This is a genomic window from Streptomyces sp. NBC_00425, assembly GCF_036030735.1.
In the GTDB taxonomy this organism is placed as follows: domain Bacteria; phylum Actinomycetota; class Actinomycetes; order Streptomycetales; family Streptomycetaceae; genus Streptomyces.
Genome location: NZ_CP107928.1, coordinates 8,507,397 through 8,529,315 on the forward strand (window position 1 = coordinate 8,507,397; position 21,919 = coordinate 8,529,315).

General features: G+C 72.5%; 24 protein-coding genes and 1 pseudogene. 11 read left to right on the forward strand and 14 right to left on the reverse strand.

Annotated features, from left to right (window positions below; translation table 11 throughout):
* Positions 1-100: 100 nt before the first annotated feature.
* Positions 101-1,471, reverse strand: a complete 1,371-nt coding sequence (locus tag OHS82_RS37410) for an FAD-dependent oxidoreductase (protein ID WP_057582568.1) — start codon at positions 1,469-1,471, stop codon at positions 101-103.
* A gap of 200 nt (positions 1,472-1,671) precedes the next feature.
* Here OHS82_RS37410 and OHS82_RS37415 point away from each other — a divergent pair, with 200 nt between their 5' ends.
* Positions 1,672-2,238 (forward strand): DUF6214 family protein, encoded by a 567-nt coding sequence (locus OHS82_RS37415; protein WP_079041531.1) that lies wholly within the window; start codon positions 1,672-1,674, stop codon positions 2,236-2,238.
* 177 nt (positions 2,239-2,415) lie between these two features.
* On the opposite strand, the gene OHS82_RS37420 is transcribed toward OHS82_RS37415, so the two are convergent.
* A complete protein-coding gene (locus OHS82_RS37420; RefSeq protein WP_057582567.1) occupies positions 2,416-3,054 on the reverse strand; it encodes a DUF305 domain-containing protein in 639 nt (212 codons plus the stop codon).
* 189 nt (positions 3,055-3,243) lie between these two features.
* Between OHS82_RS37420 and OHS82_RS37425 the strand changes: the two genes are divergently transcribed.
* Entirely contained in the window at positions 3,244-4,743 is a 1,500-nt protein-coding gene (locus tag OHS82_RS37425; protein ID WP_057582566.1) for an LVIVD repeat-containing protein, read from the forward strand.
* Here the strand turns inward: OHS82_RS37425 and OHS82_RS37430 are convergent.
* From OHS82_RS37430 to OHS82_RS37460, 7 genes and pseudogenes are all read right to left on the reverse strand, one after another.
* Entirely contained in the window at positions 4,731-5,405 is a 675-nt protein-coding gene (locus OHS82_RS37430; RefSeq protein ID WP_057582565.1) for a TetR/AcrR family transcriptional regulator, read from the reverse strand. The genes OHS82_RS37425 and OHS82_RS37430 overlap by 13 nt on opposite strands.
* Before the next feature lie 276 nt (positions 5,406-5,681).
* Positions 5,682-6,371 carry an HAD family hydrolase gene (locus OHS82_RS37435; RefSeq protein ID WP_057582564.1) on the reverse strand — a complete coding sequence of 230 codons (690 nt, stop codon included), beginning with the start codon at positions 6,369-6,371 and terminating at the stop codon, positions 5,682-5,684.
* A gap of 37 nt (positions 6,372-6,408) precedes the next feature.
* Positions 6,409-6,945 (reverse strand): hypothetical protein, encoded by a 537-nt coding sequence (locus OHS82_RS37440; RefSeq protein ID WP_443041023.1) that lies wholly within the window; start codon positions 6,943-6,945, stop codon positions 6,409-6,411.
* Positions 6,933-7,604: a phosphatase PAP2 family protein gene (locus OHS82_RS37445; RefSeq protein ID WP_057582563.1), complete on the reverse strand. Its 672-nt coding sequence runs from the start codon at positions 7,602-7,604 to the stop codon at positions 6,933-6,935. Before OHS82_RS37445 ends, OHS82_RS37440 begins: the two co-directional genes overlap by 13 nt.
* A gap of 415 nt (positions 7,605-8,019) precedes the next feature.
* Positions 8,020-8,151, reverse strand: coding sequence for a hypothetical protein (locus tag OHS82_RS37450; protein ID WP_277922417.1), 132 nt, complete (start codon positions 8,149-8,151; stop codon positions 8,020-8,022).
* Between the two features lie 22 nt (positions 8,152-8,173).
* Positions 8,174-8,430, reverse strand: a pseudogene (locus OHS82_RS37455) (M56 family peptidase); the annotation flags it as partial.
* Between the two features lie 84 nt (positions 8,431-8,514).
* Positions 8,515-9,063: a DUF5134 domain-containing protein gene (locus tag OHS82_RS37460; RefSeq protein WP_057582562.1), complete on the reverse strand. Its 549-nt coding sequence runs from the start codon at positions 9,061-9,063 to the stop codon at positions 8,515-8,517.
* A 348-nt stretch (positions 9,064-9,411) separates the two neighbouring features.
* Between OHS82_RS37460 and OHS82_RS37465 the strand changes: the two genes are divergently transcribed.
* Together OHS82_RS37465 and OHS82_RS37470 are read left to right on the forward strand one after the other, a co-directional pair.
* Positions 9,412-11,058 carry an FUSC family protein gene (locus OHS82_RS37465; RefSeq protein ID WP_328435457.1) on the forward strand — a complete coding sequence of 549 codons (1,647 nt, stop codon included), beginning with the start codon at positions 9,412-9,414 and terminating at the stop codon, positions 11,056-11,058.
* 317 nt (positions 11,059-11,375) lie between these two features.
* Positions 11,376-11,867 carry a MarR family winged helix-turn-helix transcriptional regulator gene (locus OHS82_RS37470; RefSeq protein ID WP_057582561.1) on the forward strand — a complete coding sequence of 164 codons (492 nt, stop codon included), beginning with the start codon at positions 11,376-11,378 and terminating at the stop codon, positions 11,865-11,867.
* A gap of 246 nt (positions 11,868-12,113) precedes the next feature.
* Here the strand turns inward: OHS82_RS37470 and OHS82_RS37475 are convergent, their stop codons facing one another.
* Both OHS82_RS37475 and OHS82_RS37480 read right to left on the reverse strand, forming a co-directional pair.
* Positions 12,114-12,878, reverse strand: a complete 765-nt coding sequence (locus OHS82_RS37475; protein WP_057582560.1) for a VOC family protein — start codon at positions 12,876-12,878, stop codon at positions 12,114-12,116.
* A 226-nt stretch (positions 12,879-13,104) separates the two neighbouring features.
* Positions 13,105-13,515, reverse strand: coding sequence for a VOC family protein (locus OHS82_RS37480; RefSeq protein ID WP_057582559.1), 411 nt, complete (start codon positions 13,513-13,515; stop codon positions 13,105-13,107).
* Positions 13,516-13,589: 74 nt separating this feature from the next.
* On the opposite strand from OHS82_RS37480, the gene OHS82_RS37485 reads away from it, so the two are divergent.
* Entirely contained in the window at positions 13,590-14,141 is a 552-nt protein-coding gene (locus OHS82_RS37485; protein WP_057582558.1) for a GNAT family N-acetyltransferase, read from the forward strand.
* A 52-nt stretch (positions 14,142-14,193) separates the two neighbouring features.
* Here the strand turns inward: OHS82_RS37485 and OHS82_RS37490 are convergent, their stop codons facing one another.
* Positions 14,194-14,877 (reverse strand): glycerophosphodiester phosphodiesterase, encoded by a 684-nt coding sequence (locus OHS82_RS37490; RefSeq protein WP_057582557.1) that lies wholly within the window; start codon positions 14,875-14,877, stop codon positions 14,194-14,196.
* Positions 14,878-15,149: 272 nt separating this feature from the next.
* Here OHS82_RS37490 and OHS82_RS37495 point away from each other — a divergent pair, with 272 nt between their 5' ends.
* From OHS82_RS37495 to OHS82_RS37510, 4 genes are all read left to right on the forward strand, one after another.
* Positions 15,150-16,547 (forward strand): DUF6421 family protein, encoded by a 1,398-nt coding sequence (locus tag OHS82_RS37495; RefSeq protein WP_057582556.1) that lies wholly within the window; start codon positions 15,150-15,152, stop codon positions 16,545-16,547.
* Between the two features lie 71 nt (positions 16,548-16,618).
* Positions 16,619-17,365, forward strand: a complete 747-nt coding sequence (locus tag OHS82_RS37500; RefSeq protein ID WP_057582555.1) for an SDR family oxidoreductase — start codon at positions 16,619-16,621, stop codon at positions 17,363-17,365.
* Entirely contained in the window at positions 17,362-18,432 is a 1,071-nt protein-coding gene (locus OHS82_RS37505; protein WP_057582554.1) for a threonine aldolase family protein, read from the forward strand. The genes OHS82_RS37500 and OHS82_RS37505 overlap by 4 nt, the downstream gene beginning before the upstream one ends.
* A gap of 103 nt (positions 18,433-18,535) precedes the next feature.
* Positions 18,536-19,129 (forward strand): transglutaminase domain-containing protein, encoded by a 594-nt coding sequence (locus OHS82_RS37510; protein WP_328435458.1) that lies wholly within the window; start codon positions 18,536-18,538, stop codon positions 19,127-19,129.
* A 100-nt stretch (positions 19,130-19,229) separates the two neighbouring features.
* Here OHS82_RS37510 and OHS82_RS37515 read toward each other — a convergent pair whose 3' ends face one another.
* Positions 19,230-19,958, reverse strand: coding sequence for a lysophospholipid acyltransferase family protein (locus OHS82_RS37515; protein WP_057582552.1), 729 nt, complete (start codon positions 19,956-19,958; stop codon positions 19,230-19,232).
* 187 nt (positions 19,959-20,145) lie between these two features.
* On the reverse strand, positions 20,146-20,562 hold the full coding sequence (locus OHS82_RS37520; RefSeq protein ID WP_328435459.1) for a DUF4395 domain-containing protein: 417 nt from the start codon (positions 20,560-20,562) through the stop codon (positions 20,146-20,148).
* 75 nt (positions 20,563-20,637) lie between these two features.
* Here OHS82_RS37520 and OHS82_RS37525 point away from each other — a divergent pair, with 75 nt between their 5' ends.
* The gene (locus OHS82_RS37525) at positions 20,638-21,051 is read left to right on the forward strand and encodes a TlpA family protein disulfide reductase (RefSeq protein WP_057582550.1); all 414 of its coding nucleotides are present in this window, start codon (positions 20,638-20,640) and stop codon (positions 21,049-21,051) included.
* 208 nt (positions 21,052-21,259) lie between these two features.
* Complete coding sequence (locus OHS82_RS37530) at positions 21,260-21,769, forward strand: flavin reductase family protein (protein WP_057582549.1); 510 nt, start codon at positions 21,260-21,262, stop codon at positions 21,767-21,769.
* The last annotated feature ends 150 nt before the right edge of the window (positions 21,770-21,919 follow it).

The window sequence follows — 21,919 nt, forward strand, 5'->3', positions numbered from 1 at the left end:
ACACGATGACGAGCGGGCCGTGACCGGGGCGGCCACCCCTTGGGCGCGACCCGAGGTGCTCACCGCGGGGACGTGACCCGAGACGCTCACCGCGGGCCGCTCACCGCAGGGGCGGCGGGTCCTGGACGCCGACGGCGGCCGGGGCCGCCGCGGCCCGCAGCGACGCCCAGTCCGGCAGCTTGACGACCCCGCGGCCCAGCGAGGCCCCGAGGTCGGCCTCGGCCCTTTCGATCGCCAGCCAGCCCGCCCACTCGACGGGCTCGGCCCCGGCGGCCCGCAGCAGCGCGAGCGGGTCGCCGGGCAGCTCCCGTCGCAGGAGGGCGGGGGCGTCCGCCAGCAGGGAGGTCGCCGTCTCCTTCGCGCACGGCCGGTTGGTGCCGATGACACCGGTCGGGCCACGCTTGATCCAGCCCGCCACGTACTCGCCCGGCGCCGGCTCACCGTCACGCACCACCCGCCCCGCCAGATGCGGCACGGTGCCGTGCCCGGCGTCGAACGGCAGGCCCTCCAGCGGGGTGCCCCGATAGCCCACCGACCGCAGGGCCAACTGCGAGGGGACGTCCTCGTACCGGCCGGTGCCGGTCACCCCGCCGTGTCCGTCCGGCGCCGTCCGCTCGAACCGCACCAGGCCCAACCGGCCACCGACGGCGCGCAGTTCCACGGGCCGCAGGAAGAACCGCAGCCGGATGCGCCGTCGGGCGCCGCGTGCCGGCGACGACGCCCAGCCGCGCAGCACCTCCACGTTGCGGCGCTGCGCCGCCGGAAGCCCGGAAGGGTCCCCGTACGCCGGATCGAGCGCCAGCTCCGCCTCGTCGACGACGACCTCGGCGTCCGGCAGGGCGCCCAGCTCCCGCAGCTCCTTGGTGGTGAACCGGGCCTGCGACGGGCCGCGCCGTCCGACCATGTGGATCTCGCTCACCTCGCTCGCCGCGAGCGCTGCCAGCGCCGCCTGGGGCATGTCGGTGGGGCTCAGTTCGGCGGCGCCCCGCGCCAGGATCCGGGTGACGTCGACCGCGACGTTCCCGACCCCCACCACCACGGCCGAGTCGACGCCGTGCAGGAACCGTGCGGGCACGGCGTCCGGGTGGGCGCTGTACCAGGAGACGAACTCCGTCGCCGACCAGCTGCCGGGCAGCTCCTCACCGGGGATGCCGAGGTGCCGGTCGGTCGCGGCGCCGACGCAGTACACGACCGCGTGGTACAGCTCGCGCAGCCGGGCCGCCGCAACTCCGTCCGCTCCCACCGGGACGCCGCCGAGGAAACGGACCCGTTCGTGCTCGAGCACGGCACGCAGGTTCTGCTGCAGGGACTTGATCTTCTCGTGGTCCGGGGCGACGCCGTACCGCACCAGCCCGTACGGGCAGGGCAGGCGGTCCAGGACGTCGACGAGCACGTCCTGGTCCAGCTGGACGAGACTCTGGGCGGTGTAGACACCACTCGGCCCGGAGCCGACGACGGCGACACGGAGCACGGCGGAACTCCTTATCCCGGAGGTCGGAGGAGATTCGCTGGTGCCTCCAGCATCGCACCGTCACGGCTCCGCTGACAGGGTGCGTGCGGTCGCGCCGCACGCGTGTCCGTTCGTATGGAAAGTGATCATGCGGTTACGTTGCGTATGTGCTAGAAGCATCGTTTCTTAATCTTTCTGATCGTTCCGCCGAGGACGGCACGGTGTCCGTGTGGCCGGCGTGGGAGGTCCAGGAGGCGGGAGGCGCCACTTCCTGGTCCCATGTCCGGCTGTCGTTCGCCGACGGAGCACGAGTCGATCTGCTTGCCGTCGTCAGCGGGGGCCGGGTCTCCATCGAGGACATCCGCGCCCGGCCCGCCCTCTCCCTCGTCGACCTGACGCTGCTCGCGGACTGGATCGAGGGGCCTCTCTTCGACGGGCCCGACGAAGACGACGGCGAACCCGTGTCGGACGCGGCGCCGAGCATGGACGGCATGGACGGCATGGAGGCCGTGGACCGCGTGGGGACCGGGGAGGGCGCGGACCGCCCTACGGAGGCCGGGCGCTGCGCCGAGGAGCTCTTCGGGCTCCGGCGGGGCCGCCCGGTCTGGCCGCGCGGCCTCGAAGGGCGATGGCTGGCGGCCCAGGAGTACCGCGCGGCACAGGAAGAGGGGGCGGATCCCGTCCTCGCGGTCATGTGCGCGACGGGCCACAGCAGGCGCCGATCGTTGCGGCTGATCGCCCGGGCACGGGACGCCGGATACCTGACGCCGCGTCACGCCCGACGCTGAACGTCATGCCCGCCGTCGAACGTCCCGCCGGTAGCCGAACGTCCCGCCCCGGCGCCGAACATCACGCACGGCGCCGGGTCCGGGCGCTCCGCTCCCTTCCGATGCGGTGATGGCCACTCGCGGGGCGTCAGGGCGTCGGGGCGTAGGGGCGTAGGGGTGTAGGGGTGGCGGAAGGCGTCAGCGCATACCGTTCATCCGCGTGATCTCGCTCGTCTGCTGCGCGATCACGTCGTCCGCCATCTCCTCGACCCGGACGTTGTTGCCCTGCGCCTTGACGTCCGCGGCCATCGTGAGCGCCCCCTCGTGGTGGGTGATCATCAGGGTGAGGAAGAGCGTGTCGAACGCCTTGCCGCGGGCCGCCCGCAACGCGGTCAGCTGGTCCGGGGTCGCCATGCCGGGCATCGCCATGTGCGTGTGCCCGCCGCCCGTCGTCTTTTGGCCATGAGTGGTGAGCCAGCCCTCCATCGCCTTGATCTCCGGCCCCTGTGCCGCGGAGATGCGCCGGGCGAGGCGCTTGACGTCCCCCGATGCGGCGCGGTCCGGTACGAGCGCGGTCATCTCCAGTGCCTGGGCGTGGTGTTCGATCATCTTCCGCGCGTAAGACACGTCGGCGGAGTTGGGCGTGTCGTCGTCGGCGCGCTGCTCGGCCGCGTCCTGTGCCGAGAGGGTGCGGTTCGCCTCGCCCGGCTTGCCCGGCGCGATCACCGAAGGGCCGCTCACCGTGCCCGACCCGGTGTCCGTCCCCGAGTCACAGCCGGCGAGAGCCAGGGCGAGGAGCAGCGAGGCTGACGCGAGGGGCACGCGGCGGACGAGCACAACGACCTCCTGGGGTAGGCGAGTCGAGGGCGGGCCCGCCCTCGTCCGAATTCATGCACCGCCGACAGCACCGCCGAACCGATTCATTGATGACGAGTGCATTGCCGACCCTTGATATGTGCATGATGAAGACGATACTTCGGAGCACCGTGAACCGTTCCCGCGCGAACGGTGACTAGGGAGGATGCAGTGACCCTGTCGAACGATCCTCGAACACGACGCAGACGGTGGAATGCCGCCGCCTGCACCGGGCTCCTTGCCGCGCTGCTGACAGCGGTCCCGGCGGCCGCGACCCCCGACCCGGGGGACGGCCCCGCCGCCGAGCGGGAGGTGACCCGCGACGCCCGGACCCAGGCGAGCGCCGCGATCGCCGCCGGCGAGATACCCGGGCAGGACGAGATCGTCCACTCCGACAACATCCAGCACCTGACGAACATCCCCAAGGACGCCCTGCCGGGCACCAATTCGGACCTGGCCTTCCAGGGCCGGTACGCCTTCGCCGGCAACTACGACGGCTTCCGCATCTTCGACATCGGCAACCCGAAGGCGCCGAAGACCGTGGCCCAGGTGCTCTGCCCCGGCTCGCAGAACGACGTCTCGGTCTCCGGCAACCTGCTCTTCCTGTCGACCGACTCCTCGCGCAGCGACAGCAGTTGCAACAGCACCACCCAGCCGGTCACCGAGAAGTCCTCGTGGGAGGGCATGAAGGTCTTCGACATCAGCGACAAGAGCAACCCGAAGTACGTCGCCGCAGTCGAGACCGCATGCGGTTCGCACACCCACACCCTGGTGCCCGAGGGCAAGAACGTCTACGTCTACGTCTCCTCGTACTCGCCCAACGCCGCCTACCCCGACTGCCAGCCCCCGCACGACGGCATCTCCGTCATCAAGGTGCCGCGCAACGCGCCCGAGAAGGCGGCGGTCGTCGGCTTCCCCGTGCTGTTCCCCGGCGAGGGACCGGACGGCGGCGGCAACCCGGGCGGTCCGACCAACCCCGGAGTCTCCAAAACGACCGGCTGCCACGACATCACCGTGCTGCCGGAGAAGGACCTGGCGGCCGGCGCCTGCATGGGCGACGGCATCCTGTTCTCCATCAGAGACCCGGAGCACCCGAAGGTCATCGACCGGGTGCAGGACAACGTCAACTTCGCCTTCTGGCACTCGGCCACCTTCAACCAGAAGGCGAACAAGGTCGTCTTCACCGATGAGCTGGGTGGCGGCGGCGCGGCCACCTGCGACGCGGCGACCGGCCCCACCCGCGGCGCCGACGGCATCTACGACATCACCGGCAAGGGCGACAAACGGAAGCTCGTCTTCCGCAGCTACTACAAGATCCCGCGCTACCAGGCGGCCACCGAGAACTGCGTCGCCCACAACGGCTCGCTGATCCCGGTCAAGGGCAAGGATCTGATGGTCCAGGCCTGGTACCAAGGCGGTGTCTCCGTCTGGGACTTCACCGACTCGGCGAAGCCCAGGGAGATCGCCTACTTCGAGCGCGGTCCGCTGAGCACCACGACCCTGCAGACCGGCGGTGCGTGGTCGGCGTACTACTACAACGGCTACATCTACTCGAACGACATCGCCAAGGGCTTCGACGTGCTCAAGCTCAGCGACCGGCGCACGGATCCGGCCGGGCGGATCCATCTGCGTGAGCTCAACGTCCAGACGCAGCCGGACTACTTCGACTGATCGCCGGACGGCGGGCCGGTCGCGAAGAACCGCGACAGATCGGCGCCGCACCCCCCGCCGGGCGCCTCGGCGTCCGGCGGGACACCCAGCTCCCAGTCGAGCCGGTAGCGCGCGAAGAGCTCGGCGCGCAGTGTCGTCAGAGGCAACGGCACGTTGGGCAGGACCATCGCGTAGACCGCGCCCATCAACTGGGAGCGCAGCATCGGATAGTCGTGGTCGAGGTCCTGCGCCCCGTGCCGGGCCGCGGTCTCCCGCAGCAGCTCGGCCAGCCGCTGCTGCTCCGGGCACTGCACGAAGCCCTCGGCCTGCAGCAGCCCCGCCATGTGCTGGCGCATCAGCACGGTACGGTCCTGGGCCAGCCCCATGATCGCGTCGATGGCCCGCGCCATCCGCTCCCGGCCGTCCTCCGTGCGCGGCTCGCGTTCCAGCGCCTCCTCCAGCGTGCGGTGCATCAGCCGGTGCACCGCCGACTGCACCAGCTGCCGCTTGCCGGGGAAGTAGTACGAGACCAGACCGCGCGCCGAGCCGGCCCGGTCCGCGATGTCGCCGAGCGTGGTCGCCTCGTAGCCGCGCTCGCCCACCAGCTCCACAGCCGCCTGCAGCAGTCGCTCCCGGGAACGACGCCGCAATTCTTCATTGACCGAGGCGCTGCGCGGGGACATCCTGTAACTCCTGTGTTGACTGGCTGCCAGCCAACTATACTCAGGACGTCCCGGTCGCTCCGGCGGAGCGCACCGGGTCGGCGCCTGCTCTGGGCGACGCGGGGGATCGTCCAGAGCAGGCGCGCTTTTCGTGTGAGGGCGCTTTGAGGCCGCTGCCGCTGGCGGCACGCCACCGTGCAGCCGCACACCACCGCGCAGGCCACAGCACCGTGGCACCGTGCGGGCCGTACCGCCGAGCCCGTCGGCGGTCGCCGGCGGGACGCCGCCGCGCGGCGGTCAGCCCAGGAGGTCCAGCACCGGGCGCAGCCCGTCCGGACGCTCGGCCGCCGGCAGATGATCCACGAAGTGCACCGCGCAGCCCAGCGCCGCGGCGCCGCCGTCCGCCCGGCGGTCGTCGCCCACCATCAGCGTGCTGCGCGGATCGGCGTCCAGCGCCTCGCACGCGACCGTGAACAGTCGCGGGTCCGGTTTCTGCACACCGTGTTCGTACGACAGCACGTACGCGTCGACGTACCGGTCCAGACCGTGCGCGCGGAACACCGGGCGCAGATCCCAGCCGATGTTGCTGACGACGCCGACCCGGGACCCGCGCTCGCGCAACCCCTTCAGCACCTCGTGGGCGTCGGGATACGGCGACCAGGCCGCCGGCGTCCTGTGCCGGTCGTACAGGGCGTCGTGCAGCGCCGGGTCGGGCAGCGTCACCTGACGGGACAGGCCCGTGTACGCGGCCCGGTGCAGCTCGGCGCTCTGATCCCTGACCTGCCACACCCCGGCCATCTCCTCGGGCAGGCGGACCGGGGCGGCTCCGCCCGGCAGGGCGCCCGCCGCCTCCAGCTCCCGCGCCTTCGCGGCGAGTTCCGGTTCGGCGAGCTCGATGCCCGCGGCGTCGAGCACCGAGCGGAGCCACCGTTCGGTGGACTCGATGCGGAAGAGGGTCCCGGAGAAGTCGAACAGCACGGTGGTCATGCGGAGATCCTAGGAAGCCCGTGCGAGAGGCGGCTGCTCAGGAAGCGGCCATGTTCCAGGCCGACGGGAGATCCTCGTCGCAGAAGACGCAGACGAAGACCCCCTCGCGCACCACGTTGTGCTCCCCGCATTCCTCGCAGCGCCGGAACACCAGGGCGTGCGTGAAGCCGTCGGGGCGGGCGATGCCGGCCCGGTCCAGCGCGGCGGCCACGGCCGGCCAGGAGTCGGGGTCGGGGCAGTAGCCGGTGGACTGGTTGCTGACCTCGTGCACCTGCGGCCCGCCCGGGGTTCGGCGGAAGGAGATCTCGCCCGCGCCGAGCACGTCCTGACCTTCGGCGCAGGCCACGTGCTCACTGCGGCGGGGCGCGAGCCGCAGCAGCCCGTCGAGTCCGACGACATAGGTGAACGGCTCCCCGCCGTCCTCCGCGGCCGAGCCGCCGTCCCGTCCCGTCCCGCCGTCCAGGTCCGCGGCGCTGCGGACCACCCGGCCGCCGCACCCGTCGACGACCGCCCGGCGCAGCTCCGGCGGACCCACGTAGGAGTACCGCCGTCCCGGCGCCGTCACGGCCGCCACCGCAGCTGTACCGCGATCGCCAGCGCCACCAGCATCGCCCCGAGCAGCCAGCCGCCCAGGACGTCGGAGGGCCAGTGCACGCCCAGCCAGATCCGGGTGAGCCCCACGCCCACGACGGACAGCGCCGTCGCCGCCAGCGCCGCCCGCCACAGCGCGCGGCCGACGCCCCGCCGGTACAGCAGCCACAGCAGCAGCCCGAGCACGACGGTGGCGGTCAGGGCGTGCCCCGAGGGATACGCCGCGTAGTGGGCGGAGTCGACGGGGTCGGGCCAGACCGGTCGGGCGCGGCCCACCGCGGCCTTGAGTCCTTGCTGGAGCAGCGTGCCCAGGGCGGCCGTGGCGACCAGCCATCCGGCGGTCCACCAGTCCGCACGCCGCCACACCAGCCACACCGCCACCGCAGCCCCCAGCAGCCTCATCGTCACCGGATCCCAGACCCAGTCGGTGAGGATGCGGCACGCCTGCGTGACGTCGGGATCGGCCACGGCCCAGCGATGTGTGGTGCGGGAGACGTCGCCGTCGGCGGAGATCAGGGGACGCCACTCGACCGCGACCAGCACGAGCAGCAGCACGGAGCACAGCCCCAGGGCCGCCGCGACGCGGGGGAACGTGTGCAGGGCCGCGGGACGGGGTGGGGAGCCGAGGGGCGCATGGTGCATAAACAGATCCTCGCCGACCCATGGGACCGGAAACACATGCGGGGCGGCCGACACGGGGTCGGGAGCCTGATCCGGGAGGGGGGAGCCGATGCCGTTCGCGCGTCGGGCCGCGCGGGCACTCGGCCCCACGCGGTTCGTGCGTCGGGCCGCGCGGGCACTCGGCCCCACGCGGTTCGTGCGTCGGGCCGCGCGGGCACTCGGCCCCACGCGGTTCGTGCGTCGGGCCGCGCGGGCACTCGGCCCCATGCGGTTCGTGCGTCGGGCCGCGCGGGCACTCGGCCCCATGCGGTTCGTGCGTCGGGCCGCGCGGGCACTCGGCCACATGCGGTTCGTGCGTCGGCCGAGGACAGTCGGCTCGACGGCGTCCGCGCGTCGGCGGACACCCGGCCCGATGCCGCTCACGCGTCGCCGGCGATCAGGCCGGCGCCCGAAGGCCCGGCACGAGGGTCACGGCGACCGGGAGCACCGGCAGCAGCGTGGCGGCGGCCGTCAGCGCGAGCCGGCGGGCCGCGGTGAGCCGGTCGGGCGGCTCCAGCAACCGGCTCACGCGTTCCGGGACATGAGCCGGACCCGGACCCGCCCGGCGTGTACGCCTCCACGACCGCCTGCGGAGCCGACGCGAAGACCTGTCCGCGCACCGCCTGCCGGGCGGACGCCGCACTCGGCGTCATGGACAGCGCACAGCACAGCACGATCGCGGCCGCCACGCACTGCCACGCCCACAGGGCGACCACCGGTTCGCGGTCGGGCCGGTCGGCCCGGGCGACCAGCCGGGGGCGACCACGGCGGTCAGCGCGCCCAGCGGCAGGATCGCGGTGGCCGTCATGAACAGCACCCTATGAGCGCAGCACCGCCCGGAGTGCGGCTGCTCGCGGCCAAGTGACGCAGGCCGTCTCCGTCGTCGCGTGGATCACATCGCCAGCAGCATCGCCAGCATGCCGATCCCCATGGACAGCCGGCACGCGCGGACGACTTCGGGTCGGTCGCTCCAGGCGACGGCGGACGTGCCCGTCCCGGCCGCGGGCAGCAGCCTGACCCCCGAAACGAGGACGTAGCCGGCGAAGTACAGCAGCAGCACGCCCGTCAACAGCGGCACCCCTGCGACGCCGTGCTCGTGCTCGTGTGCCGGGGCGGGGGAGGCGGCCATCGCGGCGGCCATGTAGACCATGGCCCCGGCGCCGACCAGGTGATGCAGATGGCAGGCGCCGGCGCGGGCCGCCCACAGCGCCCGCACGGCCGCCGTGCCGAAGACCACGGCGTACGCGGGCCAGGCCCAGGCCGGGGGGGTGAACGCGGCAGGGGGCACGGCCATCGCGGCCATCCCGAAGCCCATCAGCGCCTCGCCGCCCGCGGCCCGGCGCTGTTCCTCGACGCTGCTGCGCATCCGCAGCAGGCAGTAGGCCCCGGTCGCCGCACACAGCGCCACCAGCAGCCAGCCGGGCGAAGCCGGACCGTGCACGCGCACCTCCCCGCTCGACGTCGCCAATCACCGGATGCGATGCCCAGGCAGCGCAGCGCGCACGCGGGCGCAAGGAGGTACACGGGGAGCGCCGGCGGAGCGCGATAAATCGTTTACGAGTAAAACACATGCTAAATTCATGAGATGAGCAGCACGACTCCTCAGCGACCCCGGCCCGAACCCGGGCCTTCGAGGCCCGAACCCCGGCCCGAACCCGGGCCCTCGCGGCGCGAACCCGGGTCCTCCGGGTCCGAGTCCCGGCCCGCACCCCGGCCCGACTCCCGCCCTGGACGACCGACCGGGCGGCGTCCCCGCTCCCGCCCGGGACGCGGGCTCCCGCTGGCCGGTGTGCTGCGCCTCGGCAGGCCCTCCGACATCTGGTTCAAGCCCGCCCTCAGCGTCGTCGCGGCCGTCGCCCCGCCCAACCTCGCCCTGCTCGCGCTCGGGCGGCTGGACCTGGCCCTGTACACCATGGCGGGATCCCTGTGCGCGCTGTACGCCCACAACCGCCCCTACGCGGCTCGGGCCCGCGTCCTGGCCGGGGTGGTGCTCGGCATGACCGGCGGTCTCGCCCTCGCGCTGCTCACGGCCGCGCTCACCGACGACGCCGTCGTGCTGGTGACCGTCGGTGCGCTGCTCGCGGCCGCGCAGAAGGTCCTCTGCGACGCGACCCGTCTCGGCCCGCCCGGCAACGTCGTCCTCACGTTCATCAGCTCCGCCGCGCTGTTCGCACCGCAGACGCCCGGGCAGCTGCCCGGCCACCTGGGACTGGCCCTGGCCGCCGGAACCTGGGCCTGGCTGATCGGCATGGCCCCCGGGCTGCTGCGCCCGCACGGCCCCGAGCGCCGGGCCACCGCCCATGCCCTGACCACAGCTGCCGCTGCTGCTGCCGCTGCCGCCGACGCCGACGCCGACGCCGACGCCGTCAGGGCCGACTGCGCCGGTCGCGACCGAACGCGCGCCGCTGCGGCCGCCGCCGTGCACGCCGCCTGGCAGACCCTCCTGTCGACCCGCCCCGGCGCGTCGCGCCGCGACCTGGAACGGCTCGTCGTCCGAGCCGAGACCGCCCTCGCCGCGCCCGCCGACGCCGACCCGGCGCGCCTGCGCGACTGGGCCCGCGAGCTGCGCGGCACAGGTCCGGTCCCCTCCCCGGACGATCTCGTGGACGACGACGAACTCCTCGGCATCGATGTCGAACTCGCCGTCACCCGGACGTCGTTGCGGTGCCGTCTCGGCCCGCTCGCCCCGATCGCGGCGCGCACGGCGATCGGGTGCGGCCTCGCCGGATACGCCTCCCTCGCCCTCGGTGTCGGCCGCCCCTACTGGGCGCTCGTCACCGCCGCGTCCCTCTACCAGGCGAACGTCACCCTCACCTGGAACCGTGGAGTCCAGCGCGTCGTGGGCAACATCGTCGGCGTCCTCGCCTTCGCCGCACTCGTCCCGCTCGCCCACCTCGCGCCGGCGGCCCTCGTCCTGGTCTGCCTCGCCCTCAACTTCGGCGCCGAGGCGCTCATCGGCCGCAACTACTGGCTGGGCAGCGTCTGCGTGACGCCGATGGCTCTGCTCATCACCGAGTTCGCGCAGGCCCAGGACCCGGCCCGGCTGGTCACCGAACGACTGGCGGACACCGCCGTCGGCGCCGTGGTCGGCTTCGCCGCCGCGATCGCGGTCACCAACCGCCGAGCAGGCGACCGTCTCGAAGACGCCCTGACCGCCGTCGAACGGGCCGGCGAGCACACCGCCCGCCTGCTGGCGGACCGGCAGCCGGCCCCCGGCGCCCTGGAATCCGCGCGGCGCGCGCTCGCCGGCGCACTGGTCGAACTGCGGGCCACCGCGGACGCCGCGTCCGGCGAGTGGTGGCAGCGAGCGCTGCCCGAGGAGCGGGTCGTGACGGCCGAGCAGTCCGGACACCGTACGCTCGCGGCGACGGTACGGCGCCGGGGACTTCTCCTGGACCGGGACGCGAAGGCGAGAGCGGAGGACGTACGGGGATGACGGGGAAGCAGGGGCGTGCAGCGGCCGGGGACGGAACACCGGAAGGGCCCGCGACCGGGGAAGCGTCGCGACGGAACCCCGCAGCCGGCGCCCCGACCACGCCCGAGGCGAGACCGGGCGACGGCGACCGGTCGACCGGCGGTGACCGTTCGGGTCGGCAGGGCGGCGGTGCCGGAACCCGGAACGGGCACGGGGACGACGGGTCGTCCGGGAGCGAGAGCGGGGACGGGGGCGCCGGACCGCCCGGGAAGGGGAACGGGGTCGGAACCGCCGAAGAGGACGGAGACGGGGATCGAGGCTCGGCGAGGAACGACACGGTGTCGGCCGTCGTGCAGCAGTGGCAGGCCGTCCGGCCGGACCTGGACACCGGGCCCATGGAGATCATCGGCCGCGTCAACCGCTGCGCCGCCCTCCTCCAGCAGGCCGAGGACGCGCCCCTGCGGCGGGTCGGACTCAGCCGCCCCGAGTTCGACCTGCTGGGCGCACTGCGCCGCAAGGGCCACGAACTGACACCCGGCGAACTCGCCCGCGAGACCTTCTCGTCCGGCGCGGCCGTCACCAAACGCCTCAAGCAGCTCACCGAACGCGGCCTGGTGGAGCGCCGGGGCGACACCCGCGACCGCCGTGTCGCGCACCTCCGGCTCACCGACGCCGGCCGTGACCTCGTCGACGGCGTCATGCCCGAGCAGCTCGCCTACGAGAGCGCGGCGCTGTCCGCCATGGACGACGGGCGACAGGGTGAACTGGCCGACCTGCTGGGGGAGTTGCTCAGCCGCCTGGAGGGACAGATGCGGTCCTTGGGCGTGTGACCGCGACAGGAGGACGCCCGCCGACGGCGACCCCTGGCCCCCGGGCCCGGCCCCCGGCCCGACCTCCGGGCCGCGGCCCCCGGCCCCCGACCCCCGGCGCACGGCACCGGGCCCGGTCCCTCGGCCCCTCGGCCCGGGCCCCGGTCCCCGCAGCGGTGCCGGACCGTCGGGAGCCCGTCTGTAAAGGCGCGGGCGCGGGCCGGGTTCGGGTCGTCCGGCTCGGGTCGGGCGGTGGCGCTCAGGCGTTCATCTGCCGTGATCGGCGCGGTACACCCCGAACACCGCACCCTGGGGGTCGCGCAGCACGGCGATCCGCGGGCCGTCCGGCATCGTGGCCGGCTCCATGAGCGCGGCGCCGCCCGCCCCGACGGCGGTTCGCGTGGCGTCGTCCACGTCGGCGACCGCGAAGTACGGCAGCCAGTGCGCGGGCACCTCCCGCGGGAACTTGTCGTCCATCCTGATCATGCCGCCGAAGTCCGCGCCGCCGACGCCCCACTGCAGGTAGTTCTCCGACGAGCGGACGGTCCAGCCGAAGACGGTGGTGTAGAAGGTCTCCGCCCGGTCGGGATCACGGGTCAGCAGCTCGACCCAGCCGAGCGAGCCGGGTGCGTTGAACAGGCCCGCGCCGGAGAATGACCGCGCCTGCCACAACTGGAACGCGGCCCCGGAAGGGTCGAGGACGACCACGAAGCGGCCCACGTCGAAGACGTCCACAGGTCCGACCAGGACCGTGCCGCCGGCCTCCGTGGCCAGCCGGGCGCTGACGTCCGCGTCGGTCACGGCGAACGACACGCTCCAGGCGCAGGGCTGCGCCTCCTGGTGCCGGGGGCTGAGTGCGGCGACGGCCGCGTCGCCGAGGTGCGCGACCGAGTAACCGCCGGCCTCCTGCCGCGGGTCCGTCTCCGCCCGCCAGCCGAACAGCTCCGCGTAGAACCGTTTCGCCGCTTCCAGGTCGCCGGTCCCCAGCTCGGCCCAGCAGGGCCCGCCCGGCACGGGCGCGTCGAGCTTCATGACGTTCCTCCGAAAGGTCACCCCCTCAGCACGCTATGCCCCGCCCGGCCGCCCGGCATCCGCTGACCGCCTCGCCCTCGCCGCCGCCGTCGACCAGCCCCGACGGCCCCGGAGGTCTCCGGCCCGGGCGCCGCTCGGACCCCCGGCGCCCGGCCGGACGTCCGTCGTCGCGCGCGGTGCTGCCCGCGGCGACCGGGGAAGCCGGTCCGCAGTCCCGCAGGGCCTCTCAGATGCCCGGCCGGTACCGCATCGGGTGGTCCGCCGGCACCTCCACGAGCACGATCGGGATTCCGTCCGGGTCCGCGATCCACATCTCGATCAGACCCCAGGGCTCCCTCACCGGCGGTCGCGTGATCTCGACGCCTTTCGCCCGCAGCTCGTCGTGTGCCGCCGCGGCGTCCGCCACCTGGAGCCACAGACGCACGGGAGCGGCCGCGCGCTCGGTCGGCGTCGGCGGGTTCTCGGCGCGTCCCGAGAGCTCCAGGTGGCCGCCGCCGAGGAAGTAGACGGTTCCGCGGTCCGGGCCGGTGCCGAACTCACGGGAGACGGCCAGACCCAGCTGCTCCCCGTAGAAGACGCGGGAACGTTCGGGATCGGCCGGTCGAAGCAGGGTCCTGCTGCTCAGTACGTGCACCATGCGGCGGGAGCCTAGCCGGAGGGGGTTACGCTCGGGCGAGCCCCAGACCGTGTCAGAGACCGGAGACCGCCCGCATGGACACCGCAGCCACCGACCTCGTCTTCCGTACCGCCACCGACGCCGACGTGGACGAGCTGGTCGCGCTCGTCGAGTCCGCGTACCGCGGAGACTCGAGCCGGGCCGGGTGGACGACGGAGGCGGACATCCTCGAGGGGCAGCGCACCGATCCCGAGGGCGTGCGCGCGGTCGTCGAGGCGCCGGACAGCCGGCTGCTCACCGTGGAGCAGGACGGCCGTCTGGTCGCCTGCTGCCAGCTTGCCCACCGCGGTGACCACGCCTACTTCGGCATGTTCGCGGTGAGCCCCACGGCGCAGGGCGCCGGCCTCGGCAGGACGGTCATGGCGGAGGCCGAGCGGCAGGCCCGCGAGGACTGGGGCGTCGGCGAGATGCAGATGACGGTGATCTCCGTGCGCGAGGACCTCATCGCCTGGTACGAGCGGCGCGGCTACCGCCGTACGGGACGTATGACCCCGTTCCCGTACGGCGACGAGCGTTTCGGCATTCCGCGGCGCGACGACCTGCAGTTCGAGCTGCTGGTCAAGCCGCTGGCCGAGCCGTCGGCCTGAGCACGGCCGCAGTCCGGGGCCGCGCGACGCTGCAGGGCCGGCCGGGCTCCGCTCAGGCGGTGAACCGGCCGGTGCGCCTGATGTCGGGGTAGTCGGTGGTCGCTCCGTCCAGCTCCAGGGCGCGCACCAGCCGCAGCTGTTCCTGCGTGTTGACCACCCAGCCGATGATCCGCAGGTCACGCTTGCGTGCCTCCTCGACGATCTCCAGGGTGAGCCGCCGCAGGTTGAGGCAGACCGTCGCGGCGCCGGCCGCGACGGCCCGGTCCACGATGTCGAGGCCGTAGCGGCTGCCGATGAGCGCGGTGCGCACCCCGGGCACCAGTCGTGCGACCTCCGCGACGGCCTCGTCGTGGAAGGAGGACACCTCCACCCGCCGTACGAGGTCCCGTTCGAGGATCACCTCGGCCAGCGCCCGCGCCGCCTGCACGTCCTTGATCTCGGCCTGGAGCGGCGCCTGTACGACGTCGAGCACCTCCTCGAACCGTGGGACGCGTTCCCCGCGGCCGGCGTCGAGTGCGCGCAGTTCCGCGAGGGTGTGGTCGGCGATGGGGCCGGCGCCGTCGGTCGTGCGGTCCACCTCGGGATCGTGCATGACCACGAGGGCGCCGTCCTTGCTCAGGTGCAGGTCGAGTTCGATGGCGTCGAGGCCGGCCTGCTCGGCGGCGACGAACGAGCGCAGGGTGTTCTCGGGCTCGACGCCCATGACGCCACGGTGACCGATGGTGAGGAAGTTCAAGACGCGACTCGCTTCCGACGACGGGGGCTGGAGGGGCAGCGGAGGGGCAGGCCGCGTGGCGGCCCCGGGCGGGGTGAGGACGGATGTGTGCGCACCGACGTGTTCCCTACCCGCCCTGCTCCACCGGAAGCGGACACTCCTCCGATGCCCGGCAGGAAAAAGTGCGGTGAAGGAGCGGTAACGCAGGATAATTTCCCGAGAGGCCACTTGCTGAAGGAAACCCCATATGTCTACGGTGTGGTGACGCAAGGTTCTTCAGCGGAGGATGGGACATGACGGAAATTCTTGTGCAGGCAGCATCGGGGGAGCAGGTTCCTCCGGCGTCCAGGGTGGTGGAGCACCCGGCGTGGCGCGTGCTCAAGGATGCCGTGGAGCAGGTCCGGCCCTGGCAGTCGAAGGACGGGTCGATCGACTTCTCGGCCGAGGGCGCCCCGGCGCGCGGCGAGGCCGAACAGGCCGTGCAGCGGGTGATCGAGGCCGTCGAGGAGCTCTCCCCGCTGCTCCCGCATGACGCCGACTACCACCACGCGCTGGTCAAGGACCTGCGGGTGTGGGCCGACGGCGGTTTCGAGGTGCCGGACTTCCTCGACTCGCTGCTGGCCTTCCAGCCCGCCGCGAGCCGCGCGGACGGGCTCCAGCACCTGGTCGTCTTCGCGATGTACACGCAGAACGGCAACCCGGACCGCAACCTGGAGGCGGTCGTTCTCCGGATGGTCTGGCCGCAGTGGCTGGCGGAGCTGGAGCGCACCCGCTACGACAACCCGCTGTTCTGCGGCATCACCTTCGAGGACTTCACGTCCGGGTACGACACCAACTCGGCCGTCCTCTTCCCGGAGACCATCGCCGTCCGGGAAGCGCCGGAACGTTTCTCCTGGGGTGGCATCTTCTGTGACCGCGAGGCCGCGCGCTTCCGCCGCGTGACGGACGCCGCCGTCGACATCCTGGGCCTGGAGCTGCCCGAGGACGTCGCCGACATGGTGCACGACCAGAAGCGCTGCGAAGAGGCCTTCGTGCTGTGGGACATGGTCCACGACCGCACCCACAGCCACGGGGACCTGCCCTTCGACCCGTTCATGATCAAGCAGCGCCAGCCGTTCTGGATGTACGGCCTCGAGGAGCTGCGCTGCGACCTCACCGCCTTCAAGGAGGCGGTGAAGCTGCAGGCCGACGGCGTCCCGCAGGCCCGTGACGTGCAGTACGCGGTGCTCTTCGACCGCATGTTCCGCTTCCCGGTCACCGGCGAGCGCGTGCGCAACTACGACGGCCTCGGCGGTCAGCTGCTCTTCGCGTACCTGCACAAGCACGACGTCCTCCGCTGGACCGACAACCGGCTGCAGATCGACTGGGAGCGCGCCCCGCAGGTCACCAACCAGCTGTGCGCCGAGATCGAGACGCTGTACCGCGACGGCATCGACCGCCCCAAGCTGGTGCACTGGTTCGCCGGCTACGAGCTGGTCTCCACCTATCTCGCCCCGCACCCGGGCTCCAAGTGGGCCAAGGGTCCCGACGCCCTCGACCTGACCCAGCCGCCGCGCAGGCTCGTCGATGACGTGCTTCCCGACGAGTTTCCGCTGAGCATGTTCTATGAGGCACTGTCCAAGAAGCTGAAGAACGTGATCGCCTCCACCAAGGGCATCACGGCGGCCAGCGCCGAGCGGATCGCCGCGTGAGCGACCTGCGAACCGAGAACACCGCTCCGCGGGACACTGCGGAGCGGAACACTGCTCAGGAGGCGAAGACCATGGGGAACGGGGCTCTCAGCGGTGCGGTGGTCGTGGTGGCCGGTGCGGGCGGACCCGCCGGCCGGGCGGCGCTGCTCAGGCTCGCCGAGGCCGGCGCGACCGTCGTCGGCGCGGACAACGACCCCGAGCGCCTGGCGGAGGCCGTCGACGCGGCCCGCTACGGCGCCGGCGGCGCCGCCGTCACCGGCGAGCCGGTCGACCTGCTCGACCTGGACTCGACCCGGGACTGGGCGCAGCGCGTCGAGAAGGACTTCGGCCGGATCGACGGCGTGGTCCACCTCGTCGGCGGCTGGCGGGGCAGCGAGACGTTCATCAAGACCAGCCTGGACGACTGGGACTTCCTCGAGCTGCTGCTCGTCAAGACCGTGCAGCACACCTCGCTCGCCTTCTTCGAGGCCCTCCAGCGCAGCGAGCTCGGTCGGTACGTGCTGATCAGCGCCTCCGGGGCCACGAAGCCCACCGCGGGCAACGCCGCGTACGCCGCCGCCAAGGCCGCCGCCGAGGCCTGGACCCTCGCGCTCGCCGACGCCTTCCGCAAGGCCGGGGGCGCCGAGGGCCCGACCTCCGCGGCTGCGATCCTGGTGGTGAAGGCGCTGGTGCACGACGCGATGCGCGCCGACCGCCCCAACGCGAAGTTCGCGGGCTTCACGGACGTCAAGGACCTGGCCGAGGCCATCACCGGCGTCTGGGAGAAGTCCGCCCAGGAAGTGAACGGACAGCGTCTGTGGCTCACCGAGAAGCCGTGAACCCGGCGAAGACCGACGCCCGTCGCCGTCATGACCCCGGGGTCCGCGGTTTCGCCAGCGACAACTACGCCGGGGCCCACCCGGAGGTGATGGCCGCCCTGGCCCTGGCCAACGGCGGCCATCAGGTGGCGTACGGCGAGGACGACTACACGGACAACCTCCAGCAGATCGTCCGCAGCCACTTCGGGGCCACGGCCGAGGCCTTCCCGGTCTTCAACGGAACCGGGGCCAACGTCGTGGCGCTCCAGGCGGTCACCGACCGCTGGGGTGCGGTGATCTGCGCCGAGAGCGCCCACATCAACGTGGACGAGGGCGGCGCACCCGAGCGCATGGGCGGTCTCAAGCTGCTCACCGTCCCCACGCCCGACGGCAAGCTCACGCCCGAGCTGATCGACCGGCAGGCCTGGGGCTGGGAGGACGAGCACCGCGCGATGCCGCAGGTCGTCTCGATCACCCAGAGCACGGAACTCGGGACGCTCTACACGCCCGAGGAGATCCGCGCGATCTGCGACCACGCCCACGCGCACGGCATGAAGGTCCACCTCGACGGTTCCCGGATAGCCAACGCGGCCGCCTCCCTGGACGTCCCGATGCGGACGTTCACCAACGCGGTCGGCGTCGACATCCTGTCCCTGGGCGGCACCAAGAACGGCGCGCTGTTCGGCGAGGCCGTCGTGGTCATCGACCAGGGCGCCGTGCGCCGGATGAAGCACCTGCGCAAGCTGTCCATGCAGCTCGCCTCCAAGATGCGCTTCGTGTCGGTGCAGCTGGAGGCCCTGCTCGCCAAGGACCTGTGGCTGCGCAACGCACGCCACGCCAACGAGATGGCGCAGCGCCTCGCGGAGGGCGTGCGGGCCGTGCACGGCGTGGAGATCCTTTACCCGGTGCAGTCCAACGGCGTCTTCGCACGGCTCCCGCACGACGTGAGCGAGCGGCTGCAGAAGAAGTTCCGGTTCTACTTCTGGGACGAGGCGGCCGGAGTCGTGCGGTGGATGTGCGCGTTCGACACGACCGAGGAGGACGTGGACGCGTTCGTCGCCGCCCTGAAGGAGGAGATGGCCCGGTAGGGCCTGCCGTCGAGCGGCAGGGCATGGGCGATCACTGCATAGGTATGCGATCACCTGAAAAGTCATTGACTCTCAGGTGATCGTTTTCCTATGCTCTCCCGCCATGGAGCTGATCCAGGAGAACCCCGACCTGTCCGCCTATCTGGCTGCCGACGAGGTCATCGACCATGGCCACCCGACGGTGCGGGCCACCGCCGCACGCCTCGCGCGGAACGCCGAAGACTCGTATGCCTATGCGCGAATGGCCTTCGAGTTCGTGCGCGACGCCATTTCCCACTCGCAGGACGCCGAAGACCCGCGGGTGACCTGGCGCGCCTCGGACGTCATCGAGCAGCGGACGGGCATCTGCTACGCCAAGGCCCACGCGCTGGCCGCGCTGCTGCGGGCGCAGGACATCCCGACCGCGCTGTGCTACCAGCGGCTGGCGCGCGACGAGGGCGGCGGACACGTCCTGCACGGACTCGTCGCGGTGCGCTTCCACGGGGCATGGCACCGCCAGGACCCGCGCGGCAACAAGCCGGGCGTGGACGCGCGGTTCTCCCTGGACGGCGAACGGCTGGCCTTCCGCGCCGACGCCGAGGCGGGCGAGTGGGACTGCCCCGGCCTCTACGCCTCGCCGCATCCGGGCGTCCTCGAAGCGCTGCGCACCGCTTCCGACCGGCCGGGGCTGTGGGAGGGCCTCCCCGCCACGCTGTGAGCCCTGTCGGCGCCCGCCACCGCGCACCGCGTCCGCTGCCCGGGAAAACGTTCAGGCCCTCTCCGGGGAGAGGGCCTGAACGTTGCTGAAGGGGCGGGGGTCAGCTCGCCTCGGCCGCCCGCACCTGCTCGGCAGTGGGCGCGGTGCCGCCCAGGTGGGCCGGCATCCACCAGGTGTCGTTCGCGTCCTTGGGGCGCACAGGATAGGCGCGCTGAGCGGCCTCCAGCAGCTCCTGGACGCGCTCGCGCAGCTGACGGGTGAGGGCGCCCGCGTACTTGTCGCGGGAGGCCTCGACGGCCTCGCCGACGCGGATGGTGATCGGGGTGTGGCTGCGCTTGAAGTTGCGCGGGTGGCCCTTGGTCCACAGCCGCTGCGTACCCCACAGGGCCACCGGGATCAGCGGGACGCCCGCCTCCTGGGCCATCCGGGCCGCGCCGGACTTGAAGCTCTTCAGCGTGAAGGACTGGGAGATGGTCGCCTCGGGGAAGACGCCGACGATCTCACCGGAGCGCAGCGAGTCCAGCGCGTGCTGGTACGCCGTCTCGCCCTGGTTGCGGTCGACCGGGATGTGCTTCATGCCGCGCATCAGCGGACCGGAGATCTTGTGGCGGAAGACGGACTCCTTCGCCATGAAGCGCACGAGCCGCTTCTGCGGGAGGGCGGCCAGACCGTCGAAGATGAAGTCGAGGTAGCTGATGTGATTGCTCACCAGCACGGCTCCACCCGAACGCGGGATGTTCTCCGACCCCTTGCAGTCGATCTTGAGGTCCCAGACCTTGAACAACGTCTGGGCGAGGCCGACGACGGGGCGGTAGACGAGCTCTGCCATGGGTGAGGCGGACCCTTCCTTCTCTCTGCCGAGGAGACTTCCGACGGCAAAGTTACGCTGCCGTAGGTTTGCGGCATCTCGCAGATCGTGCCCCAAGAACGGCCGGGGAGCCAGCCCTGGTGCCCCGGAACGGCGAGATCCTCGTCACGTCAACCCCTTTGATCCACCTCGGGCTTTTAGATCGTCTTTACTCCGCTCGCACCGCGACCCGCCGTCCGAGCAGGTACATCTCGCATCCGAGGCAGTACCCGAAAGCGGCATTGAGGAACGCGGCCGCCAGAGCCGCGCCGGTCGCGGCGAGACCGAGCCACTGCGGACCCAGGGCGAATCCGACCAGACCGACGCAGGCGAACGCGAGCCCCACCGCCTGCGCGAACCGCGGCGGTTGCGGCGCCTCGAACTCCGTGGCCGGCCCGATCCGGGGGCCAACGGCCGTGCGGAACACCCAGCCGTAGGGCGAACGCCCCGGCCCGCCCGCCGCGCCGAGCGCGAACGCCAGCGTCTGCCAGGCCAGCAGCCAGACGTTCCCGGTGATCAGAACGACCGCAAGCACTACGGTCGTCACGGCGGCCCCGAAGCGCGGGCCCCTCGCGTCGATGTCCATGAATCAAGCATTCCGCATCGGAGACGATTCCTGGGCTCGGGAATCTTTGCAGTCTCATGAACGCTGGAGCGGCAGATGACCGGACTGGTGGTGTGTGTGGCGGTGCTCGCGGCGGCGAGCGCCTTCGGAGTGCTGCAGCGGCGGCGGAGCGGGAGGGTACGGGTGCGCGGGCGCGACGACGGCAGAAGGATCGGAGCGGACCGCCTCGGCGCGGAACTCGGCGAACGCGCCACGCTCGTACAGTTCTCCAGCGCGTTCTGCGCCCCCTGCCGGGCCACCCGCCGGGTCCTGGGAGAGGTGGCGGCGGTGGTCCCGGGGGTGGCCCACATCGAGATCGACGCCGAGGCGCACCTCGACCTCGTGCGCGAGCTCGACATCCTCAAGACGCCGACGGTCCTGGTGCTCGACGCCGAGGGCCGGATCGTCCGGCGCGCCGCCGGTCAGCCCCGCAAGGCCGACGTCGTCGCGGCGCTGGGGGAAGCGGTGTGACCGCTTCGTGGGGGACGGTGAGGCATCTCCCAGATGCCGGGACGCACTTGACTGCGGCCGCCGCCCCTCGTCAGCCTGGCCCCATGCCTGAGGAACTCCTTCTCCACGGACGGGCCCACGTCGACCTGGGCCGTACCGCGAGCGCGTGCTGTCCGGCCCGTTGAGCATCCACGGACCCCGACACCCCTCCCCGCAGAAGGACAACTCCATGACGGCCCTGCCCGGCCTCCGCGCCCCCCAGCTCGCCTCGCCCGATCTCCTGCGCTCCGTCTTCCGGCGGCACGCGGCCGGAGTCGCCGTGATCACCGCGGCCGCGCCGAACGGTCCGGTGGGCTTCACCGCCACCTCCCTCAGCTCGGTCTCCGCCGAGCCCCCGATGCTCTCCTTCGGCATCGGCACGGGCGCCTCCAGCTGGCCGGCGGTCTCCCGCGCGCGGCATGTCGGCGTCCACATACTCGGCGAGCACCAGCAGGAGCTCGCCGCCACCTTCGCCCGCAGCGGCGCGGACCGTTTCGGCCCGCCGACCGCGTGGCACGAGGGGCCGGAGGGCGTCCCCGTCCTCGACGGCGTGCTCGCGTGGCTGGTGTGCCGCGTCGTCACGCGCGTGCCCGCCGGCGACCACCGGATCGTGCTGGCCGAGGTGGTGCTGGGGGATCCGGAGGGAGCGGGCCGTCCGCTGCTGTACCACCAGGGGCGGTTCACGGCGCTGCGGGATTGATCACGGCCGCGGTCCCCTGCGAGGTCGTCGGGTTCCGGTTACGCTGCGTTGCAAAGGTCACAGTTCAAAGCGCTTGCTTAGCGGGAACGAACTGGGTGTACTGACGAGTAATATTTCGGTCGGGAGCGCAGGCCGCCCCAACCGGGATCG